Genomic DNA, 23407 nt, shown 5'->3' on the forward strand with positions numbered 1-23407 from the left:
GGGGCGGTTCAAAACGTCTCCATAAAAGAAGAACCCTGGTGCGTCATTCGGACCAGGGTTTTTTGTTTGCGCCTCAGCGTCCCAGCGCGCGTACCAGATAGTCGATGAGCACCCGCACCCGCAGGGGCATGTGCCGGTTGCCTGGGTAGATCAGCGAGAACGGGCGTGACGCGCCCGCATGCCCCGCCAGCACTTCGACCAACTGGCCGTTTCGCAGATCCTCCTCCACCAGAAAACGGTACGTTTGTACCAGGCCTGCTCCTGCGCGGGCCAGCGTGACCTGACCCAGGATGTCATCAGCACAGCGCAACTTGCCCTGAGTCGGCCATTCCATGGTCTGGCCCTCGTGCACCAGCAACCAGGGAACGACCTGCCCGCTGCTCGGCAGCACGAACTGCACGCATTCATGTCGTTCCAGCTCGTCTGGCGTAGCGGGTGCGCGGTGGCGTTTCAGGTAGGCCGGGGCTGCGACAACGATCAAGGCCGCGTCCTCCAACTTGCGAGCCACCAGGCTCGAATCTGGCGGTGTTCGGCCGCGGATGGCGAGGTCAAAACCTTCCTCGGTGAAGTCCACGTTACGGTTGGACAACTGCAGTTCTATCTCTATGTCGGGGTACTTCTTGCTGAACGCGGGCAAGAGAGGCAGTACGCGATGGTGGCCGTACGAAGTGGGCAGGCTCATCCGCACAAGGCCTGCTGGCTTGAGTTGCTGGCCCGACGCCTCACGCTCTGCCTCGCTGAGTTGCGTCAGCGCCTGGCGGCATTGGTCGTAATAGCGCTGCCCAACCTCCGTCAGGCGCACTTGGCGCGTAGTGCGCATGAGAAGGCGCACGCCCAGACGCTCCTCCAGCCGTGCCACTGAACGGCTCACGGCAGCCGCCGTGAGTCCTGTGGCCTTGGCTGCCGCAGTGAACCCCTGGTGCTGCGCTGTCAGGCAGAACAACTCAATGCTGCCCAGGCGAAGGTTGTCGAATTGCCGGTTCATTGTTGATTCTTATGTAATTAGTGATTTGAAATTAATCTAGTTTATTGTCAATTTCATCGCAAATACAGTTACTGCATCACCAACCACGGACGTAAGGAGTCCCCAGATGCAGAACTCGATCAAGCTTTACTACTCTCCCGGCGCATGCTCGCTGGCGACGCACATTCTTCTGCGCGAAACCGGCACGCCATTCACGCTGGAGAAGGTGGATACCCACAAACACACCACCAGCACTGGCGGCGACTTCTATGCCATCAGCCCCAAAGGCCAGGTGCCTGTGATCGAACTTGCTGATGGGACGCGGATCACCGAAGGGCCGATAGTTGCTCAATATGTGGCGGACCGGGCGGGCGCACGCACCCTGATGCCCCCCGCAGGCAGTCTGGAGCGCTACCGGGTCATGGAGTGGCAGAACTACGTGACGGCGGAACTGCACAAGTCTTTCACCCCGCTGTTCCACAGCGATGTGGATGCCAATGCCAAGAAGGCGCTGGCTGCTGTGCTTTACAAGAAGCTGGTCTGGCTCGACGGACAACTGGCTGGCAAGAGCTACCTCACGGGCAGCGATTTCACTGCCGCCGATGCCTATCTGTTCGTGGTGCTGGGCTGGGCCAAGTTTGTTCAGATCGACTTGGGGGAACTGCAGCACATCGGCAGCTTCATGGCGCGTGTGGCAGCCCGCCCCGAGGTCCGTGCCGCGATGCAGACAGAAGGCCTCGTAGCCTGAGGAATACTCCCATGCCTTACATCAAGATCCAGATCACCCGCGAGGGTGCATCGCGCGAGCAAAAGGCCCAGCTGATTCGGGGCGCTACCGACCTTGTCGTGCAGGTGCTCGACAAGAACCCTGCCACTACTTTTGTTGTGATCGAAGAAGTGGATACCGACCACTGGGGCATCGCTGGCGAAACCGTGACCGTGCTGCGTGAGCGGGCGAAGAAAGGCGGTGCGCAATGAGTAGCGCCGCTGACTTTGCCGCCATCCATTCGGTGCTGGAGCTGTACCTCGACGGCCTTTACCACAGCGACACAACGCGCCTGGCCAAGGTGTTTCATCCGCAGGCTCTGTACGCCACGGCGGTGGGAGAGCAACCCATCTTCTGGCGTATGAACGAGTACTTCCCGGTGGTGGATGCTCGCCCAGCCCCTGCGGCGAGCGGCCAAGGGCGCACCGACCGCGTGCTCTCCATCGACCTGGTAGGCCCCGTCACGGCACTGGCCAAACTCCAGTGCTCCATTGCGCCCAAACATTTCATCGACCTACTGACGCTGCTCTGGCTGGACGGACGCTGGCAGATCGTCTCCAAGGTCTTTCATTACGACATCAGAGATTGACATGAATATTCTTCGACCTTTCTCCAAGCCGTTTCTCTCTTCAGTGGGCGGGCTGGCGCTGTATTGCGTCACTGCATTGCTGCTGGGTTTTTCTGCCAGCGCATCGGCTCACCAAGAGTGCGCGGCCCCAGGGTGTGCTGCTTCGGAGCCTTACCATGGAATGCCCGCGATTGCGACCATTGGAGCGCGCACCGGCAAGTACATGGAAATCCCCGAAGCTGCCAAGGGACCCACCATTGACCCCGCGAAGGGTTATCGAATCCAGGAACTGGGGCGCGGCCTGTACATGGTGACCGACAACGTCTACCAGGCGATGTTCGTGGTGCACGAAAAAGGCGTAGTGCTGGCTGACGCACCGCCCCCGCTGGCCGGATTTATCGCGAAAGCCATCCGTGAAGTCACGGGCAAGCCGATCACACACATCATTTACAGCCATGCCCATGTTGACCACATCGGTGCAGCAGGGGAGTTGCTAGCCACGCTGCCGCGCCGACCTGTGATCATTGCGCACGAAGAAACCCAAACCATCCTGGCGCGTGCACGTGATCCCAAACGCCCGCTGCCCGGCGTCACCTTCCGCGACAAGTACACCCTCAAAGTGGGCGGGCAGCGCCTGGACCTCTCGTACCACGGCAATGGTCATGAGCCGGGGAACATCTTCATCCTGGCACCTGAGCAACGTACGTTGATGGTGGTGGACGTCATCTTTCCCGGATGGATGCCGTGGAGACGCCTTGCGCTGGCGCAGGACATCCCGGGCTACTTCAAGCAGGTCGAGAAGATCAAGTCGATGGACTTCGACTGGCTGGTTTCTGGCCATGTTGCACGCGCCGGTACCAAGACCGATGTCGCCATGCAACATGAGTTTTTGCAAGATCTCAAAGAGGCTGCCGGCAAGGCCCTGCAGAACACGGCCTTGGGCGAGGGCATGGATGCCCGCGACCAATCCAACCCCTGGGCCGTCTTTGACAATTACATAGACCGTGTGGCGGCCCAATGTGTGAACGCGTTGACACCCAAGTGGGCTTCTCGCCTGGCGGCTTTTGATGTGTACATCTGGGACCAGTGCTTCACCATGGAGCAGAGCCTGCGGCTGGATTGAGCATGGCACTCAGAAACTACATCTACCTCATGTTGCTCGCGCTGGCCGTTGGGCAGCCGATGGCGGTAGTAGCCCAACCATTGACAGAGTCTGTGGACGCATTGGAGGCGTTGTTTGGCAAACACGCTGGCGTGCGTCGTACGCAGACGAAGGGGCTGTGTGCGAAGGGCTTCTTCATCGGAACTGCCGAGGCACGAGCACTGAGCAAAGCGACTGCATTTTCGGGAGCCCAAGTGCCAGCCCTCGCTCGGTTTTCGGTGGGTGGGGGCAATCCCGGCGCGTCGGACAAAAGCCGCTCAACACGTGGTCTGTCGCTCAAGCTGGACCTTCCCGATGGGGCAGTCTGGATGCAGGCCAACCTGTCTGCTCCGGTATATTTTGTGAAGGACCCGGCGGACTTCGCTCCGTTTGTCCGATCCCGCGTCCCGGACCCGGTGACCGGCAAACCATCTCCAGAACGCTTGGCAGCATTCAACCTGGCTCACCCCGAGTCGTTGCGCCAGGGGAAATATCTGGCCGAGCGTTCTGCGCCTGCGAGCTATGTCACGACTCCTTATTGGGGCGTGAACGCATTCATCTTCCGGGCTCCGGATGACCAACGCCGCTTTGTGCGTTGGCGTTTTGAGCCGGAGGCGGGAGAGCAGCGGCTGAGTGAGGAGCAGAGCATGCAGCTACCCGACGATTTTCTCGCGGCAGAGCTGAAGGAGCGACTTGCCAGAGGACCCGCTTCCTTCCGGTTTTTGGTGCAGTTGGCTGAAGACGCCGACGATCCCAGCGACCCGACCGTCGCGTGGCCAGAACAGCGTCGGCAGGTCACTGCAGGGCGTCTGGTGATTGAGAGCTTGTCCGAGTCTTCGACCTGCGAGCCCGTCCTTTTCAATCCCCTGGCTCTGCCGGATGGCATCGAACCTTCAGCCGACCCGGTGCTGCTGGCGCGTCCAGCCGCATATGGAATTTCATTCGGGCGCCGAATGGCGGAGCGCCAATGAACGCCACCGCCAGCGAGCGACACCGCTTGGTGTTTGTGGGAGACCCCATGTGTTCATGGTGCTACGGCTTCGGACAAGAACTGTCCGAGGCACTGGCCCGGCGGCCCGAAATGCGGCTCGACATCGTCACTGGTGGTCTGCGTGCAGGGGCTACTGAGGTATTGGACGATGCCGGCAAGCGCTTGAGGTTGTTTCACTGGGCGAAGGTGGAAGCAGAGACAGGCCTGAGCTTTGACCGAGAGGCCCTCCTGGCTCGGCGAGGCTTTGTATACGACACAGGGCCTGTCTGTCGCGCGGTGGTTGCCGCTCGGCTCAGTCAGCCGGGTGCAAACCTGTTGGCCATTTTTCGGGCGCTGCAAAAGGCTTTTTATGCCGACGGCTTGGACACGACCGATCCAGAAGTGCTGGTCGCCGTAGTGACTCAGGCTCTGTCGGTACAGGCGTTGGATGCCCAGGGGCTGCAGGAGTGCTTCGTGGCCGATGCCACCCTCCAGGTGACTCAGAGGGACTTTGCGCAAGCGCGTCGCTGGGGCATCACCAGCTTTCCCGCACTTCTGGGCAAACATGGCGAGCACCTGGTCCGCCTGGTGGATGGCTTTGCCAAAGCGCCCGTGTTGCTTGCGACCATAGATCGTTGGATGGATCAGACATCGATGACAGTCACACCCCGGGGCTAGCGGGGGAAAGTGTATGCAACGCCACAGATGGTGAGGCCCACTTTGTGCAGCAGTGCTATTGATCAGCCCCTGTTGCATGCTTTCCGATTCTTCCCACAACCTGCATGATCGCGCTGGCAATTCAGAGTTGGCTTTTTGAATCTTTCCCTCCTAAGATGGCCTGACGCTTCGGCATTGCTGGCATAAGCCTGATGTGTGCTTTGCCGAATGTGGCGAGCGTTGAAGGTCCCTGGAGCGCCTGACTCTCCAGGAAGCAGAAAGCGAGAGGGCTGCATGGCGACTGACTTTTCTGCCGGGTACTGGGAGCAAAACCCCGATGCATTGCTGGTGCTATCACCCCAGGGCGTGGTGCTGGAGTGGAACCCGGCGGCCGAGCTGATCTTTGGCTATTCGCAGGCCGAAGTGCAGGGGCGCTCCATCCTCGACCTGATCGTGCCCCAGGGCCGCGCACACGAAGAGGACCTTTTCCGTGCCGAGGCCCTGCGACTGGGCACTTCGGTGCAAGAAGCTGTGCGCCGCCGCAAGGACGGCTCGCTGGTGCATGTCAATGTATCGACCAAGGCCGTGTGCGATGCAGCCGGGCAGGTACTGTACTTCTTGTCGAGCAAGAAGGATGTCACCCAGCTCAAGGTGCAGCGCGATGCCAAGCTGCTGGAGGCGCGGTTTCGCGACCTGCTCGAATCCACCCCCGACGCAATCGTGATGGTCAACGTGACCGGGCGCATCGTGCTCGTCAACTCGCAGGCCGAGCGCGTGTTTGGCTACCCCCGCTCCGAGTTGTTGGGCCAGGCGGTGGAGGTGTTGTTACCCCACCGCTACCGGGGTGCCCACCTGGGCCACCGCAGTGGGTTTTTTGGCCAGCCGCGCACGCGCACCATGGGCGCGGGGCTGGAGCTGCATGGCCTGCGCAAGGACGGTGGCGAGTTCCCGGTCGAGATCAGCCTGAGCCCCATCGACACCGAAGAGGGCACCATGGTGATGAGCGCCATCCGCGACATCACCGACCGCAAGCGCGCAGACCAGAAGTTCAAGGACCTGCTGGAGGCCGCACCCGACGCCATGGTCATCGTCAACCGCGAAGGGCGCATCGTGCTGGTCAACTCCCAGGCGGTCAAACTGTTTGGCTGGAGCCGCGATGAGCTGCTGGGCCAGCCCATTGAGTTGCTGGTGCCCCATCGCTTCAGCGCCCGCCACCCCGACCACCGGCGCCACTTTTTTGCCGAACCACGTACCCGATCCATGGGCGCCGGGCTGGAGCTGCACGGTTTGCGCAAAGACGGCAGCGAGTTTCCGGTCGAGATCAGCCTGAGCCCGCTGGAGACGGAGGAAGGCCTGTTTGTCTCCAGCGCCATCCGCGATGTGACGGAGCGCAAGCGCATCGAGCAGGTGCTGCGCGACAAGAACCTGGAGCTGGAGAACGCGGCACTGGTGAAAGACCGTTTTCTGGCCAGCATGTCCCACGAGCTGCGCACGCCGCTCAACGCCATCATTGGCTTTACCGGCACACTGCTCATGAAGCTGCCCGGCCCGCTCAATGCTGAACAGGACAAGCAGTTGCGCATCGTGCAGACCGGTGCCAAGCACCTGCTGTCGCTCATCAACGACCTGCTGGACGTGGCCAAGCTCAGCGCCAACAAGGTCACGCTGAACCTGGAGCCCGTGGACTGCAAGACCCTGATCGAAGAAGTGTCTGCGACACTGGAACTCGAGGCGCGACGCAAGGGCCTGGCCTTTGCCGTGCATGCGCCGCCGGTGGATGTCTTGTTGCTCACCGACCGGCGCGCGCTCAGTCAGATTCTCATCAACCTCGTGGGTAACGCCATCAAATTCACGCAACAGGGGAGGGTGGATGTGGTGCTGCAGGAGTTGCAGCTGCCCACCGGCCGCGCCGTTCAGCTGCGGGTGCAGGACACCGGGCCAGGCATACCGCTGCAAGAGCAGCCCCGGCTGTTCGAGGCGTTTTCGCGGGTCGAGAGTGCGGACCGCCGCCACCATGAGGGCACGGGCCTGGGCTTGCACCTGAGCCGCAAGCTGGCCGAAGCACTGGGAGGCACCCTGGGTTTTGACAGCACCGAAGGCCTGGGCAGCACCTTCACTCTGCAATTGTCGGAGCCCCAGGCATGACAACCACCATCCATCCCGCCACCATTCTGGTCATCGAGGACGATGACGCAAGCCGCCTGCTGATCACCTACCTGCTGGAAGCCGCTGGCCACCGCGTGCTGGCGGCCGAAAACGGCGCCGTGGGGCTGGACCTGGCCCTGGCCGAGAGTCCGGACATTGTGTTGTGCGACCTGCAGATGCCGGTGATGAACGGCTACGAGGTGGCTCGCGGCCTGCGCGCCAGCCCACGCTGGCGGGTGGTGCCACTGGTGGCCGTGACTGCGTTCTCGATGCCGGGCGACCGCGAGAAGGCCCTCGAAGTCGGCTTTAATGAACACCTGTCCAAGCCCATCACGCCCGAGACCTTTGTGCAGCAGATTGAGGCGTTTTTGGCTGGTGCCCACCCGGCTCCGCCCCAATCAGGTTGAATATCCAGCACGTACAGCATGGCAAAGATCCTAGTCGTCGATGACCTCCCCGCCAACCGCGCCCTGGTGGTGACCCTCATCGGGCACAGCGGCCACCAGGCGCTGGAGGCGGCCGATGGCGCCGAGGCGCTGGCCCTGGTCCGTGCCGAACGCCCCGACCTGGTGATCTCCGACATCCTGATGCCGACGATGGACGGTTTTGAGTTTGTGCGGCAACTGCGCTCAGAACACGGCCTGGCGGCCACGCAGGTGATCTTTTGCAGCGCCCACTATCACGAGGAAGAAGCCCTGCGCCTTGCCAAGGCCTGCGGTGTGACCCAGGTGCTGTTCAAACCCTGCGAGCCGCAGGACATCCTGGCCGCCATCGAGCAGGCGCTCACGCAGATCCTCCACCAGCCCTCGGTCGCGTTGGAACACAGTTTTCAGACCCGCCACCTGCAACTGATGACCGACAAGCTCACCGGCAACATGGCCGAGCTGGAGGCCATGAACCGGCGCCTGTCCGCGCTGACCGATCTGAACCTGCAGCTGGCCTCCGAGCGCGACCCGCAGGTGCTGCTGGCTAATGTGTGCCGGGGTGCACGCGAGCTGGTGGGCGCGCAGTACGCCGTGTTGTGCGTGGTGCGCAAGCACAGCGACGGTGCCATCACCTGCACCAGCGGCATGGACCCGGCCCTGCAGAACGGACCGCTCGATCTGCCTGTGGTGTCGCATGGACTGTTGGGGCAGCTGCGGGCCGAACGCCGCCCGCAGCGCCTGATCAATGCCGGCGGCGACCCTGTGGCGCTCGGTTTGCCCGCAGGCTATCCCCCGGTGCACACGGCGGTGATCGCACCCATCGTGTCGTTGTCGTTCTCCTATGGCTGGCTGTGTCTGGCCAACAAGCTAGGGGCCGATGCCTTCAGCGCCGATGACGAAAAAGTCCTCGCCATCCTGGGCGCGCAGGTGGGTCGCATCTACGAAAACGGCAGCCTGTACCAGGAGATCCAGCAGCACGCCGAGCAACTGCAGGTGCAGGTGCAAGAGCGCCAGCGGGCTGTGGATGCGCTGCGCGCCAACAAGGCCAGCCTGCGCAGGGCCCAGGCGCTGGCCAAGATATCGCACGTCATCAGCGGGCCCGACGGCGCCTTTGAGAGCTGGCTGGACACCTTGCCCGACATGCTGGGGTTGGACGAAAGCGCCATGCCCCGCTCGGCCCGCGACTGGCTGGCGCTGGTGCACCCCGATGACCGCGACATGTTCCGCCGCCACGCGCTGCAGGCGGCGCACCAGGGCGCGCGTATGGACTTCACCTACCGCGTGGTGCGTGGCGATGGCCAGCCGCTGTACCTGCGCCAGGTGATGGAGCCCCTGGAGGACGAAGCGGGCCGGGGCGAGCTGGGTCGCTGGTTCAACACCATCCAGGACATCACCAAGGAAAAGCGCGCCGAAGAAGAACTGCACGAGAGCGACCGCCGCTTCAACGACATGCTCGACAAGGTCGAGATGATCTCGCTGATGCTGGACTGCGAAGGCCGCATCACCTACTGCAACGACTACCTGCTGCGGCTGACGGGCTGGCAGCGTGACGAAGTGTTTGGCCGCAACTGGTTCGATCTGTTCGTGCCGCCCGAGATGGGCGATGTGCGCAGCGTCTTTGCCGACGTGCTGGCCGACCGGCCGTCGGCCTGGCACTACGACAACGAGATCCTGACCCGGTCTGGCGAGCGGCGCCTGGTGCACTGGAACAACACGGTGCTGCGCTCCGTGGGCGGGCAGGTGACGGGGGTGGCGGCCCTGGGTGAGGACATCACGGCACGCCGCGACGCCGAGCGGCGCATCAAGCGGCTGAACCGCGTGTACGCCGTGCTCAGCGGCATCAACACCCTGATCGTGCGTGTGCGCCAGCGCGACGAGCTGTTCCGCGAGGCCTGCCGCATCGCGGTGGAGCACGGCCAGTTCAAGATCGCCTGGATCGGTCGCGTGGACCACGCCCTGCAAGAGGTGGTGCCGGTGGCGCTTGCCGGGGCCGGGGCGGAGTTCCTCATGCATGTGCGGCGCCGGTTGTGGCTGAGCGAAACCCCGAGAGAGGGGGAAAGCCTGAGCGCCAGCGTGGTGCGCACCCGGCAGTCCGTGGTGTGTGAGGACATTCAGAACGACCCGCGCATCCTCGTCCCCCAGGAGCTGGCCGCGCGCGGCGTAGCATCGATGGCCGTGTTGCCCTTGCTGGTGGCGCACGAGGTGGTGGGCGTGATTGCCCTGTTTGCCGACGAAGCCGGGTTCTTTGACGATGACGAGATGCACCTGCTGACCGAGCTGGCGGGCGATATCGGCTTTGCCATGGACCACCTCGACAAGGAGGAGCGGCTGAACTACCTGGCGTACTACGACGACATCACAGGTCTGCCCAACCGCACCCTGTTCCTGGAGCGCAGCGGCCAGCACCTGCGGCCACGCGAAGGGGCCAAGACGCTGCTCGGCATGGGGCTCATGGACATCAGCCGGTTTCGCTTTGTCAACGACACCCTGGGACGCCAGGAGGGCGACGAACTGCTCAAGCAGGTGGCGCAAAGGCTGCAGCAGGCGGCGGGCGACGCGTACGACGTGGCTCGCATTGGCGTCAACAGCTTTGGCATCGCCGTGACCGACGCGCGGGATGCGGGCGCGGTGGCGCTGGCACTGGATGGCCTGATGCGCGCCTGTTTTGATGCGCCCTTTGTGCTGGGCGGCACCGAGCTGCGCATGGCCGCCAAGGCCGGTGTCGCGCTGTACCCCATGGATGGTGCCGATGCAGAGACCCTGCTGCGCAACGCGGAGGCAGCCCTCAACAAGGCCAAGGCCTCGGCCGACAGCCTGTTGTTCTACACCTCGGAGATGAACACCCGCGTGGCCGAAGCCCTGAGCCTGGAAGGCCGCCTGCGCGACGCATTGGAGCAGGGCCAGTTTGTGCTGCACTACCAGCCCAAACAGCACCTGGCCACGGGTGCCATCGCCGGGGCCGAGGCCCTGATCCGCTGGAGCGATCCCCGCCGGGGGCTGGTGCCACCCGCGCAGTTCATCCCCATTCTGGAAGAAACCGGCCTGATCTACGACGTGGGTCGCTGGGCCCTGCGCCAGGCCCTGGCCGACAACCTGCGCTGGCGCCAGGCGGGGCTGGCGCCCCTGCGGGTCGCCGTCAATGTGTCGTTCTTGCAGCTGCGGCACCGGGGCTTCATTGCCGAGGTGCGCGACGCCGTGGCCCACGACGCAGGGGCGGCCGCCGGGTTGGAGCTGGAGATCACCGAAAGCATGGTCATGGACGATGTGCAGCACAGCACCGCCAGCCTGCATGCGCTGCGCGAGATGGGCATCACCATTGCCATCGACGACTTTGGCACGGGTTTCTCGTCACTGAGCTACCTGGCCAAACTGCCGGTGGACACGCTCAAGATCGACCGGTCCTTCATCCTGAACATGGCCTCAGGCCCGCAGGGCGTGGCGCTGGTGTCCACCATCGTCAACCTGGGGCACTCGCTGGGGCTGAAGGTGGTGGCCGAAGGGGTGGAGACCGAGGACCAGTCCCGGCATCTGGCGCTGCTGGGTTGCGACGAGATCCAGGGGTATCTGCTGAGCAAGCCGGTACCTGCCGAGGTGTTTGAGGCGCAGTTTCTTCAGTCAGCGGTGGCCGATTGACAGAGCATGTCTTCGGCGTGTTTGCGCTTTAGTCCACAACGGGCTGTCTGGTCATTTGTTAAGGCGATTCACGCATATGCAGCGTTTGCGTTGCAACGACATTTGCCAGCGCCTCATCATGGGTGACCAACACTAAAGCAGCCCCGGATTCGTGTACGGCATCTAGCAGTACCTGTATAGCCTCTTGCTGCGTGATCGGGTCCAGGCGCGAGGTCGGCTCATCGGCAAACAGCAGTGCTGGTTGCGCCACCAGCACGCGCGCCAGCGCAATGCGCTGCAGCTCGCCGCCCGACACCTGGTCGGGCTTGCGCGCCAGCAGGTCCTCGGGCACGCGCAGTTGGGCCAGGCGCTGCTGCACCGCCTTCCAGTCGCAGCGGTGCAGGCGGGCGGCATCGCGCAGCGACTGGGCCAGGCTGATGTGCGGAGCAAACGAACTGACCGGGTCCTGGAACAGCTTTTGGAACGCATACGGGCGCAGCCGGGAGCTGCGCTCCACACGGCCGATGTCGGGCGCCAACAGGCCCAGCAGCACATTGCCCAGCGTGCTTTTGCCGGTGCCGCTGGGGCCTTGCACGGCAATGCGTTCGCCGCTGTGCAGCGTCACGTCCAGTGGCGCAAACAGCTTCCGCGCACCATAGGCTTTGGAGATACCGCGCGCCTGCACGACGGGCTCGCCCAGCGTGGGCTCGGCAAACGGCAGCCAGTGGGCCGGGTCGGCCTGCAGCAGCTGGCGGGTAAAGGCGTGCTGCGGCGCGGCGGCCACGGTGTGGATGTCGCCTTGCTCCACCGCCTGCCCGTGGCGCAGCACGATGACCTGGCCGCCCAGCGCCTGCGCCACCTGCATGTCGTGGGTAATGGTGAGCAGGCAGCCGCCCGCCTGAAGCACACCCTGGAACAACTCCACCATGCGGTCGCGCCAATGCGCGTCCAGGCCCTTGGTGGGCTCGTCCACCATCAGCACCGGAGCGCCCCCAGCCAGGGTGATGGCGGCCACGGCGCGCTGGGCCATGCCGCCCGACAGTTGCCAGGGGTAGTGGCTGCCTGCACCGCCCAGGCCCGCAGCGCCCAGCACCTGTTCGGCCTGCGCGCTGGCGGCGCTGGGGGGCTGCTGGTGCAGCAGGCGGTACACCTCGGCCAGCTGCGGTGCCACGCGGGCCAGGGGGTTGAGTGCCAGCGAGGGCTCCTGCGGCAGCAGCGCCAGCTTGCGGCCCCACAAGGCGCGGCGAGCGGCGGCGTCCTGGGCGCGGGTGGTGGTGCCATCCAGCGTGATCTGGCCCGTGGCCTGCAGCGCCGGCGGCAGGTTGCCCATGATGGCCTGGGCCAGCAGCGACTTGCCCGCGCCGCTTTCGCCCACCAGCGTGAGCGCCTCGCCCGGCCGCAGGCTGAAGCTGATGTCGCGCAGGAGCCGTTTGCCGCCGACCTGGATGCCCAGGCCCTCCACGACCAGCAGGGCGTCGGATTTCAAAGGCGTGGTCATGCGGTCTCCCGGTCGGGGTTGAGCAGCATCATCGCGGCCACCAGCCACACCAGCAGGGCGGTGGGGGCAGCAATGAGCCACGGGGCTTCTTCGTAGTAAGGCATGGCCTCGGTCATCATCAGTCCCAGCTCGGGCGTGGGTGGCTGCATGCCCACACCCACAAAACCCAGCGCGGCCAGCGCCAGCACGGCTTGCGACGTGGTGAAGGCCAGCAGCGTGCCCAGCGTGGGCGCGAGCGCAGGCAGCAGGTGGCGGCGCAGCACGTATCCGCGCCCAAAACCCAGCAGGCGCGATGCCTGCACCGCATCACCTGCCAGCACGGGCCGGGCCACCGCGCGGCTCACGCGGAAGTATTCGACCCACAGCGCAGCCGACAGGCCCGCATACAGCGCCCACAGCGCTCCGGGCGCCAGGGCCGCGATCAGCAGCACCAGCAGCAGGCCGGGGATGGCGAGCACCGAGTCCGACAGCATGAGCAGCGCCCGCTCGGTGCGCCCGCCGCGCCACGCGGCGACGATGCCCAGCAGCGTGCCGGGCACGGCGGCGCTCACGGCCGCCAGCAGCGCCATGCCCAGCGACAGCTGCGCTGCATACGCCAGCCGCGCCAGCGCCGATCGGCCCAGCACATCGGTGCCCAGCCAGTGCTGGGCGCTGGGGGGCGCCAGGGTGTTGCGCAGGTCTTGCACCACCGGGCTGGCGCCCACCAGCCAGGGGCCGAGCAGGGCAAACAGCGCCAGCAGGCCGAGCATGGCTAGGCCCAATGTGGTGCGCAGCGGCCAGCGGGGCTGGGCTACTACGGCGCCTGTGGGCGATGAAAGGGTGGAAGGCACGGCACTCATGCAGCCACCTTTTGGGTATGTCGGGGGTCCAGCGCGAGGCACGCCGCATCCACCAGCAGGTTAAACACCACAAACAGCACGCCCATGCACAAGGCCGTGCCTTGCACCACAGGGATGTCGCGCCCAAACACGGCGTGCACCAGCGCATGGCCGATGCCGGGCCAGGCAAACAGCGTCTCCACCACCAGCGCACCCTCCACCAGAAACAGCGCCTGCACGCCCAGGTAGGCCGTCACCGGCACGGCGGCATTGCGCAGGCCGTGGCGCAGCAGCGCCTGCCAGTCGCTCAGGCCCTTGGTGCGCGCAAATTCAAAAAAGGGCGACACCACCACCTCGCGCATTGCAGCGCGGGTCACACGCGCCAGTCCGGCAGCCAGGCCCAGCCCCAGCGTGAGCGCAGGCAGCACCAGGCTGGCCTGGCTCTCGTCACCGCCCGCAGGCAAAAAGCCCCACTGCACCGCCACCAGCAGGATGAGCAGCACCGACAGCAAAAACGGCGGCAGCGCGCGCAGCACCACGGCCATCAGCCAGCTGGCCTTGTCCACCCAGCCCTGGGGCCGCAGCCCGGCCCACACGCCCAGCGGCACACCCACGGCAAAAGCAATGGCCAGCGCGGCGGCAGACAGGCGCAGCGTGGCGCCCAGGTGGTGCGTGACCTCGTGCCACACCGAGCGCTGCGACACCAGCGACTGCCCCAGGTTGAACGTGGCCATGTCGCGCCACCAGTGCAACAGCGCCAGCGAGCCGGGGCGGTCCAGCCCCAGCTCTGCGCGCACCGCGTCGGCGGCGGCGTTGCTCACCAGGTCATAGCCATAGCGGCCCGCCGCCACGCGCATGGCCAGGTCGCCCGGCAGGGCACGCACCATTAAAAAGCACAGCGTGCCAATCAGCAGGGACACGGCCAGCACCTGCACCAGCCTGCGGCCGAGCAGGGCGGCCCAGGGTTTTGACATCAAGCGGTTCATGGGTTGGTCCACTCCATGCCGGTCAGGCGGTAAGAACGCTCCAGCGGGTCCAGCGTGACGCCCGCCAGCCGGGGGGCCACGGCCACATGCTGGCGGTACCACGCCACGGGGATCACGGGCAGCTCGGTTTGCAGGGTGTGTGTGATGGTTTGCCGCAGCGCGCGCGTGCGCTCGGGCGTGGTCTGGGTGCGCGTCAGCTCGTGCAGGGCCTGCACCACGGTGTCGCTGTGCCAGCCCATGGCGCCCCAGTCGCCGCCCTGGGCGGCAAAGTCGCCCGCCAGCGTGCCTGTGGGGTCGGGCACGTTGGCGTAGTTGCGCGCAGCCAGCGCCAGTTGCAGGCTGCCGTCGCGGTGGCCCCGGGGCACGTCGCCCGAGTTGCCAATGCTCACCTTCACTGCCATGCCCGCCAGCCGCCATTGCTCCTGCAAGGCGGTGGCAATCAGCGGCAGCTCGGGCCGGTCCACAAAGGTGCGGATCACCAGGTGCAGCGGCTGGCCCTGGGCATCGCGCAGGCCGTCGCTGTGGCGCTGCCAGCCAGCGGCCCGCAGCAGGCGCGCGGCGGCTTCGGGGTCGTGCTGCAGCGGGGGCAGGTGCGGGTTGTGCCACGCGCCCAGCGTGGGCGGCAGTAGCTGCGTAGCCGCCAGCGCCTCGTCGCCCATCAGCGCCAGGGCAATGCCCGCACGGTCGATGGCCAGGCTCAGCGCCTGGCGCACGCGCACATCGCGCAGCGCAGGCAGGCCCGCGTTGAGCTTGACGATGACGGTGCGCGGCAGCGTGACCGACGCAATGCGCACCGCTGTGCGGCGTGCCAGCGCCGGGTTCTGCGCATGGCGCCGCAGCCGCCGCAGGCTGGCCGGGTCCAGCCCGTAGGCCAGGTCGGCCTGGCCGCTCTCGGCCATCAACGCGCGGGTTTCGGCTCGGCTGGCGGCCAGGTAGCGCACGGCGGCAATGGCGGGGCGCGGGCCGTCGTAGGCATCAAACACCACCGTTTCGACCTGCTGCGGCGGCACCAGCACCGCAATGCGGTAGGGGCCGCTGCCAATGATGCTGCGCACCTTGCCGTCGGCCCCATAGCTGGCCGGGGCCAGCACCATGGTGCTGGAATGCGCCAGCAGCGCGGGCAGGGCGGTGTGGGGGCGTTGCAGGCGGATGAGCACCGTGCCTTCATCAGGCGCGGTGACGGACTCAATGGGCGCCTGGCTCAGCAGTGCGGGCGCCACCTGCGCGGCCTGCAGGCTGCGCACCACGGCGGCGGCCGTGACCGGCGTGCCATCATGAAAACGCGCCCCGGGCCGCAGCTCAAAGTGCCACACCAGCCCATCCGCCGACCGGCGCCAGAGCCGCGCCAGCGCGGGCCGTGGCTGGCCTTCGTCTGCAGCGTCCAGCAGGGTTTCGGTGACCTGCATGCGCGTGAACACATAGCCACTGCTGGCGGGCGCCAGGCCGCTGATCTCCCACGGGCCGACGATTTGCAGCGGTGCGGGAGGGGCGGCGGGTGGTGTGCCCTGCGCCCAGGCAGCGGGCAGGGCGCCTGCCGCCAGCGCGGCCAGGGGGGCCTGCAAGGCACGGCGGCGCGTCAGGGGTTTGGGGGCGGAGGAGTGTGTTGTCATGCAGGTCACCGGCACCACTCAGAACTTGGCCTGCAGGCCCACCGTAACGGTGCGCGCTGCCCCCGGCGCCACCCACACGCGGCTGTACGAGCTGGTGTAGTGCACCTTGTTGAACACGTTGTCCACGTCCAGCGACAGGTTCAGCGTGGGGCTCAGGCGCCAGTACGCCATCAGCTTGGCCGTGGTGTAGCTGGGCAGCTCAAACGCGGCGGTGCCTGCATTGGCCTCGGCCTGCGTGCGGGCCTGGCCCAGGCGCCTGCCCATGTGGGTCACGCCGCCGCCCACGCCATAGCGCTGGCCGTTGGCCAATGCGTTTTCGTACACCGCCAGCACGCTGCCGTTGACCTTGGGCACGTTCAGCAGGCGGCCGCCCACCTCCAGCGTGTTGTCGCGGGTCACTTCCACGTCGTTGATGACCAGACTTGCATTCACGCGCCAGTGGGGGCTCAGGCGGCCCGCCAGGTCCAGCTCCAGGCCCCGGCTGCGCACCTCGCCTGCGGCCACCGAGAAGCCCGCATTCAGCGGATCGCTGGTCAACACATTGCGCTTGGTGATGTCGAACAGCGCCGCCGTGGCGCCCAGGCGCTGGTCGGCGCTTTCCCACTTGGCGCCCAGCTCCATCGCGCGGGATTTTTCGGGGTCAAAGCCATTGCCCGCCACATTGCTGCCCGTGTTGGGGCGGAACGAACTGCCCGCGTTGGCATACACCGTCCACCCCGGCATGGGCAGCCAGCTCACGCCCAGGCGTGGCGACACGGCCGAGGGGCTTTGTGCCGTGGTGCGGTTGGTGATGCGGTTTTGCAGGCTCTGGTCGTAGTTGTCGGCCCGCAGCCCCGCCATCACGCGCCACTGCTCGCCCAGCTTGAGGGTGTCTTGCACATACAGCGCGGTGTTGCGTTGCTTCTCCAGCGTGTCGGTATTGCGCCCCGGCGCGGGTTGGGACTGCCCGTACACGGGGTTGAAGATGTCAATGGCATACGGCGCGGCAGCGCTGGGGTTCACCCGCAGCATCACCGAGTCCATGCTGAACCGGTAGCTTTCCACCCCCACCAGCAGCTCATGCTCCAGCCCGCCCGTGCGCAGGTTGCCCTGCAGCTCGGCCTGCACGGCCACGTCGTCCGACTGAAAGTCGCGATACCGCCGCTGGCGCGTCAGCGTGCGGCCATTGGCCTGCAGGGCGGTGGCTTCGGTCGAGAAGCCTTCCATCCCCGTCTCGCGGTACGACAGCCCCACGCGGCTGCGCCAGTCGGGGTTCCATTCGTGCGACAGCACCAGCTGGTGTGTCTGGTTGGTCACCGTCACATCGCCATCGGCAGGCTCGCCCAAAAAGCGGCTGGCGGGCACCGCGCCCAGGCGGTTGTTGACCGCCACCACGCCCCGGTCCAGCGGCGTGGCGTGGCGCAGAAATTCAGCCGTGTACTCCAGCACCGTGTCGGGCGAGAGCTTCCAGGTCAACGCCGGGGCCACCACCTGCCGCTGCGCGCGCACATGGTCGCGAAAGCTGCCCTTGTCTTCCACCGCCACGTTCAGGCGGTAGGCCAGCCGGTTGTTGATGGGGCCGGTGGTGTCCAGCGCCGCACGGCCCAGGCCGTAGCTGCCCGCGTAGGCCTCCACCGAATGGGCGGCTTTCCACAGCGGCTTCTTGCTCACGATGTTGAGCGTGCCGCCGGGCTCGCTGCTGCCATACAGCGCGGCCGCCGGGCCCTTGAGGAACTCCACCCGCTCCACGCCCGCCAGGTCGCGCGGCGCATTAAAGCCTCGGTTGGACGAAAACCCGTTGAACAGCGTCGCCATGCCCGTGTTCTCGTTGCCCGGCAGCCCCCGGATGGCGATGTTGTCCCACAGCCCGCCAAAGTTGTTTTGGCGCGAGACCCCGCCCACATAGTCCAGCACATCATCCAGCCGCGTGGCACCCAGGTCGTCCAGCGTCTGGCGCGACATCACCCGCACCGATTGCGGCAGTTCGCGCAGCGGCAGGCTGGTCTTGGCGCCCTCGGCCTCGTCGGCGTAATAGGTGCCCGAGGCACTGCGGCCCACCACGTCCACGGCAGACAGGGTGGGCGGGGTGATGACATCCCCGTCTGCGGCCCAGGCGGGGTGAAGGGATGCCAGCAGGGCGGCGGCCGCCATGGCCGTCAAGGTGGGGCGCGGCAGGGTGGCTAGGCGAGAGGAAGAAAGAGAAGACAAAGAACGCATGGCAAACTAGTCCAAAAGCGGTGAATGCAAAAGCCGGAGCAACGCGGCTCACGCCCGCCTGGGAGTTGGCAGGCGCACATGGCCGCGTGCCCACACCCACCCCACGGGGGTGAATGCAAGGGCAAAAACGAAAAGGGGATGCGCTGGGGAGCGCAGGCTGGCTGGGGCCTGACGTGTGTCAGGCCCGCTGGGCTGGCGGAGGATCGCGTGCTGCAAACGGCCAGCGCACCTGCTGGGCCGTGAAGGGGTCTGCGCTGTGTGGCGCGACGGCGCTGGGTTCTGCGGGGACTTGCGGTGGGCGAGCCGGTGCATGCGCCAGCCCCGCCTCCAGCGCGTGGGTCAGGCACCAGGCGCAGGTGGTGTGTGTCTCTTCGCTGTGATCGTCGCTGGCTGCGGAGCTGGTTGCCAGTGCATCCACATCGCCTGCGGTTGCCGAGGCTGTGGCGCTGCGCACCAGCTCCTGAATGTGCCGCGCCTCATGCAAGGGCGCACCCGCCAGCGCGTTGAACAACGCCACCAGCAGAAGCACGATGTGGAAAGGCAGGGCGGGGATGGTGCGGCGCAGCATGAGGGGATGCGAATCATACTCAAGTGCGGGTGAAATTGCGTGGACACTGGGGGAGCAAACAGGGAGGCGCCCCGGCTCTGCACTTTTGTGGGCTACAGTTCGGTCCGCTGAAGCTTGTCGGGTTCTACGAGATTCTTGTAATCTGGATATTCCCGCAGTTCAGAGCCCTCAAACCCTCGCTCCCAGCCATCCCCAGGAGGAATCGGTGTCGAGAATATCCCGTACCGTCCAGTTTATTTCTCAAGTTCTGCTGGATACATAACAGAGACTGCAAGATCGAGCACCATGACATCCGCGACCATCAAGCTTTTCCTTCCTCGTGGTGACGCAAAGAGTTTGCGGACGGCCGAAATATCGAACTGGAGCGGCAAGGCGATTGCCGCCCCGCGCACTGAGCTCGAAGAGCTCTTTTCACGCGACGAGCTCGATAAGCCGGGGGTGTACATTCTGCTCGGGACGGACCCAATAACGAACGCTCCTAGGGCGTATGTGGGAGAAGCTGAAGTTCTCCGTGACCGATTCAAGCAACACAAGTCGAAGGAATTCTGGGTCGCGGCGATCGCGTTTGTGAGTAAGGACGAGAATCTTACAAAAGCACATGTGCGATACCTTGAGAGCCGGATCCTCGCCGAGGCCACTTCAATCGGGCGCTACATCCTTGAGCAGAATCAGGCTGGCGGTTCAAAGTTGCCCGAATCTGACCGAGAAGACATGGAGGTCTTCCTGACCAGAATTCGTCAGCTTTTGCCAGTACTGGGCTCTGACATCCTCTCCCCCGTAGTGCAGCCCGCAACCGCTAAGTCCGGTGTGGGCCTTCTCTTGTGCACGATCAAGAAGGCCGAGGCGCAAGGCCAACGTAGTCCCAACGGCTTTGTCGTTTTCAAAGGTTCGACTGCGGTAGCGGAAGAGCGGCCCTCGGCGCAGCAGTGGATCAAGAGCCTCCGACAGCAGTTGCTCGATGAAGGCGCCATTGCACCCGAAAACGGACTGCTCCGATTTGTCAAGGACGCTGAGTTCTCAAGTCCGTCGGCCGCCGCCGCGACAATTAAAGGTGGCAATGCTAACGGGCTCACGTCGTGGCGCACGAAAGACGGTGTGACGCTCCGCGAGTTGGATGAACTGGCATGAGTCGGAGGGGCGATGGCGGGGCAATGCAGGTGGGTATGCGCTCCGGAGACCTGCCCTCAATCCCTGCAAATCTCCGAGTGCGAGGTCTGGTCATCAAATAAAAAAACGCCAGCAAACGCTGGCGTTTTTCTGTGACGGAAGAGCGATTACCCCTTCTGCACCATCTTAATAATGCTGGAAAAATCCAGCCCCCCATGCCCCGCCAGGCTGTGCGCCGCATACAGATTGCGCGCCATGCCCCCCAGCGGCGTGGCGGCCTTCACCGCCATCGCGTTCTCTTGCGCCAGGCCCAGGTCCTTGAGCATCAGGTCCGTGCCAAAACCGCCCGCGTAGCCTTTGCTGGCGGGCGCGGTTTCCATCACGCCGGGGAAGGGGTTGTATTTCTCCAGCGCCCAGTTGCCGCCCGAGCTGCGGCGCATGATTTCGCTGAGCACCTTGGGGTCCAGGCCGTTGGCCACGCCCAGGGCAATGGCTTCGCTGGTGCCCGCCATCAGGATGCCCAGCAGCATGTTGTTGCAGATCTTGGCCGTCTGGCCTGCGCCCACGCTGCCTGCGTGGAAGATGTTGGCGCCCATTTTTTCGAGTACGGGGCGGGCGCGTTCCAGGTCGGCGGCGTCGCCGCCCACCATGAAGGTGAGGGTGCCTGCAATGGCGCCGCCGGTGCCGCCCGACACGGGGGCGTCGATAAAGGCCACGCCCTTGGCCTTGGCGGCCTCGGCCACCTTGCGAGAGGTGGCGGCAGCGATGGTGGAGCAGTCGATGATCAGCGTACCGGCAGGCAACTGTGCCAGCAGGTCGCCCGCGCCGAGGAACAGGCCTTCCACATGCTGGCTGGCGGGCAGCATGCTGATGACGACTTCGGCACCCGCCACGGCGGCCTTGGCATCAGCGGCGATGGGCACGCCGTCTGCGGCCAGCTTGTCGCGGGCGGGTTGCGAGAGGTCGAACGCGCGCACTTCGTGGCCTGCCTTGTGCAGGTTGTGTGCCATGGGGCCGCCCATGTTGCCGAGGCCGATGAATGCGATTTTCATGTTGTGTTGCTCCTGGATGTCGTTGTGATGGTGAAAGAAAAGGGGTTCGGGTTTGGTATGAATTTGATAGCTACCAACGCATATTCATCTATCGCTTGAGCCCAAAAACATCTGAAATCAATCGGTGATGTCTGCTCCGCGGCCCGCCAGCTCGGCGCGCAGCACCGAGCGGTGGCAGCGGGCTTCGTCTTCGCAGTAGCAGCCCAGCGACATTGCGCTGTGGCGCGACAGCGCGGCCAGCAAATCGAGCGTGCGGCTGGCCTCGGGCTGGGCCAGTTCTTTGCGGAACTGCTTGGCGAAGGCGTCCCACGCTTTGTCCCCGTCTTTGCCGGTGGGCACCTGCTGGCCCTGGGCCATGAGGTCGGCGCTGGGGGAAAGCAGGGGGTACCACACGTCGTAGTAGTCGCGGCTCGCGAACTCGGCCTTGGGCACACCGCGCGGCGGGCGGCGCACGGTGCCGATGCGGGTGCCTTCCCCGGCGGCGCGCGGGGTGCCAAGGCGGACGATGCGAAGGGGCATGGTGAGGCTCCGGGTGGGGGTGGAGAGGCGAGTCAGTCGTCGGCTTCGAAGATGCTGTGCTTCTTGGCGGTCGGATTTTTGGAGAGGGGCTTTGCGGCTTTGGCAGCGGCACCTTTTGTGCGCGCGCCTGTTGCTGTGACTTTCTTCGGCGTGGCGGGCTGGGCTTTGGCGATGCCCCTTTTTTTCTTGGGCGGTGCAGCCTTGGCGTGCGGGTTGTAGGCCAGCGCTTCGTCAATCCAGAAGCTCCACTGCGTCCGGGTAGAAAACCCATTGGGCTCCACCCAGAAATAGCCCTTCATACCCCCGCCCGGTGAGAGTTCGCGCGTGTTCTGCATTTCCTGCAGCTCGCCGTGCCGCTCCGGCGGCAAACGCACCAGCAGCTCCTCGCCCTTGACGGCGATGCACATCTTGCCGTCCACGAAGAAGGCGTGCGTTCCAAAGAGAGCGCGTTCTTCCACGTCACTGCGGTGGGCGAGCGCCGTGCGCACGGCGTCGATCAGGTGCAGGGTTTCGTCAGACAGCGGGCGGGCGGGCATGGTGAGAGCTAAAAATGCCGGTAGCGCTAGTGCAATATGCCTGGGTAGCTATGAATGTTATAGCTACCGGATGGCCTCGGTGGCATCTCCATCCAGCATGCGCCGCGCAATGATCACCCGCATGATTTCATTGGTGCCTTCCAGAATCTGGTGTACGCGCGCGTCGCGCAGCAGGCGCTCCAGCGGGTATTCGCGGATGTAGCCGTAGCCGCCGTGCAACTGCAGGGCGTCATTGATGACGGTAAAGCCTGCGTCGGTGGCAAAGCGCTTGGCCATGGCGCAATAGGTGGAGGCGTCGCGGGCACCGGCGTCGAGCTTGCTGGCGGCCAGGCGCACCATCTGGCGGGCGGCGACCAGCTCGGTCGCCATGTCGGCCAGCTTGAACTGCAGCGCCTGGAAGCTGGCGATGGGTTTGCCAAACTGCTTGCGGTCTTGCATGTATTGCTGGGCGGCGTTGAGTGCGCCTTGCGCCGCACCCACGGAGCAGGTGGCGATGTTGATGCGGCCGCCGTCCAGGCCCTTCATGGCGATCTTGAAGCCTTCGCCCTCGCGGCCCAGCAGGTGGTCGGCAGGGATGCGCAGGTTGTCAAAGCTGATGGTGCGGGTGGGCTGGCTGTTCCAGCCCATCTTCTGTTCCTTCTTGCCGTAGCTGATGCCAGGTGTGTCGGCGGGCACGGCAAACGCGCTGATGCCGCTGGCGCCCGATGACGCATCACCCGTACGGGCCATGAGCACCAGCACATCGGTGCTGCCCGCGCCGCTGATGAAGGCCTTGCTGCCGTTGATGACGTATTCGTTGCCAACCAATTCGGCACGCGTCTTGAGCGAGGCGGCGTCGGAGCCCGCGCCGGGTTCGGTCAGGCAGTAGCTGGCGAGCTTTTCGCCGGTGGTCAGCAGCGGGCCCCAGTGGTCGCGCACGGCGGGTGTGGCCCAGGTGCCCAGCATCCAGGTGGCCATGTTGTGGATGGTGATGAAGGCGGTGGTGCTGGGGTCCACGGCCGCCATTTCTTCAAAGACCAGCGTGGCGTCGAGCCGGGGCAGGGCGAGGCCGCCGGCGGCTTCGGGGGCGTACAGGCCACAAAAGCCCAGCTCGCCCGCCTTGGCGATGGCTTCTTTCGGGAAGATGCCTTCCTCGTCCCAGTGCGCGGCGTGGGGTGCGAACTCAGCTTGTGCAAAGTCGCGGGCCGTCTGGGCAAAGGCGCGTTGTTCTTCTGTGAGTTCAAAGTCCATGGTGTTCTGTCTCGTCGTCGGTTCTTGTTGTTCTGGGGG

At 65.3% G+C, this 23407-nt stretch carries 21 protein-coding genes; 10 read left to right on the plus strand and 11 right to left on the minus strand.

Features of this window, described 5'->3' with window-relative positions:
- Nucleotides 1-73: 73 nt before the first annotated feature.
- Nucleotides 74-985 carry a LysR family transcriptional regulator gene (locus AC07X4_RS08030; protein ID WP_288851200.1) on the minus strand — a complete coding sequence of 304 codons (912 nt, stop codon included), beginning with the start codon at nucleotides 983-985 and terminating at the stop codon, nucleotides 74-76.
- A gap of 106 nt (nucleotides 986-1091) precedes the next feature.
- On the opposite strand from AC07X4_RS08030, the gene gstA reads away from it, so the two are divergent.
- From gstA to AC07X4_RS08075, 9 genes are all read left to right on the plus strand, one after another.
- A complete protein-coding gene (gstA, locus tag AC07X4_RS08035; RefSeq protein WP_233193738.1) occupies nucleotides 1092-1712 on the plus strand; it encodes a glutathione transferase GstA in 621 nt (206 codons plus the stop codon).
- 11 nt (nucleotides 1713-1723) lie between these two features.
- Nucleotides 1724-1942: a tautomerase family protein gene (locus AC07X4_RS08040; RefSeq protein WP_056062421.1), complete on the plus strand. Its 219-nt coding sequence runs from the start codon at nucleotides 1724-1726 to the stop codon at nucleotides 1940-1942.
- On the plus strand, nucleotides 1939-2319 hold the full coding sequence (locus tag AC07X4_RS08045; RefSeq protein ID WP_056062424.1) for a nuclear transport factor 2 family protein: 381 nt from the start codon (nucleotides 1939-1941) through the stop codon (nucleotides 2317-2319). Before AC07X4_RS08040 ends, AC07X4_RS08045 begins: the two co-directional genes overlap by 4 nt.
- Before the next feature lie 160 nt (nucleotides 2320-2479).
- Nucleotides 2480-3421 carry an MBL fold metallo-hydrolase gene (locus tag AC07X4_RS08050; RefSeq protein ID WP_494739768.1) on the plus strand — a complete coding sequence of 314 codons (942 nt, stop codon included), beginning with the start codon at nucleotides 2480-2482 and terminating at the stop codon, nucleotides 3419-3421.
- 2 nt (nucleotides 3422-3423) lie between these two features.
- Nucleotides 3424-4410: a catalase family peroxidase gene (locus tag AC07X4_RS08055; protein WP_146870998.1), complete on the plus strand. Its 987-nt coding sequence runs from the start codon at nucleotides 3424-3426 to the stop codon at nucleotides 4408-4410.
- Nucleotides 4407-5087: a DsbA family protein gene (locus AC07X4_RS08060; RefSeq protein WP_494739769.1), complete on the plus strand. Its 681-nt coding sequence runs from the start codon at nucleotides 4407-4409 to the stop codon at nucleotides 5085-5087. Before AC07X4_RS08055 ends, AC07X4_RS08060 begins: the two co-directional genes overlap by 4 nt.
- A gap of 273 nt (nucleotides 5088-5360) precedes the next feature.
- The gene (locus AC07X4_RS08065) at nucleotides 5361-7211 is read left to right on the plus strand and encodes a PAS domain S-box protein (RefSeq protein ID WP_494739770.1); all 1851 of its coding nucleotides are present in this window, start codon (nucleotides 5361-5363) and stop codon (nucleotides 7209-7211) included.
- Nucleotides 7208-7618, plus strand: coding sequence for a response regulator (locus AC07X4_RS08070; RefSeq protein WP_494739771.1), 411 nt, complete (start codon nucleotides 7208-7210; stop codon nucleotides 7616-7618). The genes AC07X4_RS08065 and AC07X4_RS08070 overlap by 4 nt, the downstream gene beginning before the upstream one ends.
- Nucleotides 7619-7636: 18 nt before the next feature.
- Nucleotides 7637-11269, plus strand: a complete 3633-nt coding sequence (locus AC07X4_RS08075) for an EAL domain-containing protein (protein ID WP_494739772.1) — start codon at nucleotides 7637-7639, stop codon at nucleotides 11267-11269.
- 58 nt (nucleotides 11270-11327) lie between these two features.
- On the opposite strand, the gene AC07X4_RS08080 is transcribed toward AC07X4_RS08075, so the two are convergent.
- The 6 genes from AC07X4_RS08080 to AC07X4_RS08105 all read right to left on the minus strand — a co-directional run bounded on the left by AC07X4_RS08080 (nucleotide 11328) and on the right by AC07X4_RS08105 (nucleotide 18924).
- Nucleotides 11328-12746: an ABC transporter ATP-binding protein gene (locus AC07X4_RS08080; protein ID WP_494739773.1), complete on the minus strand. Its 1419-nt coding sequence runs from the start codon at nucleotides 12744-12746 to the stop codon at nucleotides 11328-11330.
- A complete protein-coding gene (locus AC07X4_RS08085) occupies nucleotides 12743-13585 on the minus strand; it encodes an ABC transporter permease (protein ID WP_487260359.1) in 843 nt (280 codons plus the stop codon). Before AC07X4_RS08085 ends, AC07X4_RS08080 begins: the two co-directional genes overlap by 4 nt.
- Entirely contained in the window at nucleotides 13582-14550 is a 969-nt protein-coding gene (locus AC07X4_RS08090; protein WP_494739774.1) for an ABC transporter permease, read from the minus strand. The genes AC07X4_RS08085 and AC07X4_RS08090 overlap by 4 nt, the downstream gene beginning before the upstream one ends.
- Nucleotides 14547-16160, minus strand: a complete 1614-nt coding sequence (locus tag AC07X4_RS08095; RefSeq protein WP_494739775.1) for an ABC transporter substrate-binding protein — start codon at nucleotides 16158-16160, stop codon at nucleotides 14547-14549. The genes AC07X4_RS08090 and AC07X4_RS08095 overlap by 4 nt, the downstream gene beginning before the upstream one ends.
- Nucleotides 16161-16178: 18 nt before the next feature.
- The gene (locus AC07X4_RS08100; protein ID WP_494739792.1) at nucleotides 16179-18290 is read right to left on the minus strand and encodes a TonB-dependent siderophore receptor; all 2112 of its coding nucleotides are present in this window, start codon (nucleotides 18288-18290) and stop codon (nucleotides 16179-16181) included.
- Between the two features lie 244 nt (nucleotides 18291-18534).
- Nucleotides 18535-18924: a DUF2946 family protein gene (locus tag AC07X4_RS08105; RefSeq protein ID WP_494739776.1), complete on the minus strand. Its 390-nt coding sequence runs from the start codon at nucleotides 18922-18924 to the stop codon at nucleotides 18535-18537.
- Nucleotides 18925-19209: 285 nt separating this feature from the next.
- Between AC07X4_RS08105 and AC07X4_RS08110 the strand changes: the two genes are divergently transcribed.
- Entirely contained in the window at nucleotides 19210-20052 is an 843-nt protein-coding gene (locus AC07X4_RS08110; RefSeq protein ID WP_494739777.1) for a GIY-YIG nuclease family protein, read from the plus strand.
- A 146-nt stretch (nucleotides 20053-20198) separates the two neighbouring features.
- On the opposite strand, the gene mmsB is transcribed toward AC07X4_RS08110, so the two are convergent.
- The 4 genes from mmsB to AC07X4_RS08130 form a co-directional block, all read right to left on the minus strand.
- Nucleotides 20199-21101, minus strand: coding sequence for a 3-hydroxyisobutyrate dehydrogenase (gene mmsB / locus AC07X4_RS08115; RefSeq protein WP_494739793.1), 903 nt, complete (start codon nucleotides 21099-21101; stop codon nucleotides 20199-20201).
- Nucleotides 21102-21200: 99 nt separating this feature from the next.
- Nucleotides 21201-21602, minus strand: coding sequence for a DUF488 domain-containing protein (locus AC07X4_RS08120; protein ID WP_494739778.1), 402 nt, complete (start codon nucleotides 21600-21602; stop codon nucleotides 21201-21203).
- A gap of 32 nt (nucleotides 21603-21634) precedes the next feature.
- Nucleotides 21635-22138 (minus strand): TfoX/Sxy family protein, encoded by a 504-nt coding sequence (locus AC07X4_RS08125; protein WP_494739779.1) that lies wholly within the window; start codon nucleotides 22136-22138, stop codon nucleotides 21635-21637.
- 63 nt (nucleotides 22139-22201) lie between these two features.
- Entirely contained in the window at nucleotides 22202-23368 is a 1167-nt protein-coding gene (locus AC07X4_RS08130; RefSeq protein WP_494739780.1) for an acyl-CoA dehydrogenase family protein, read from the minus strand.
- Between the last annotated feature and the right edge of the window lie 39 nt (nucleotides 23369-23407).

The organism is Acidovorax sp. GW460-11-11-14-LB4, assembly GCF_059423685.1.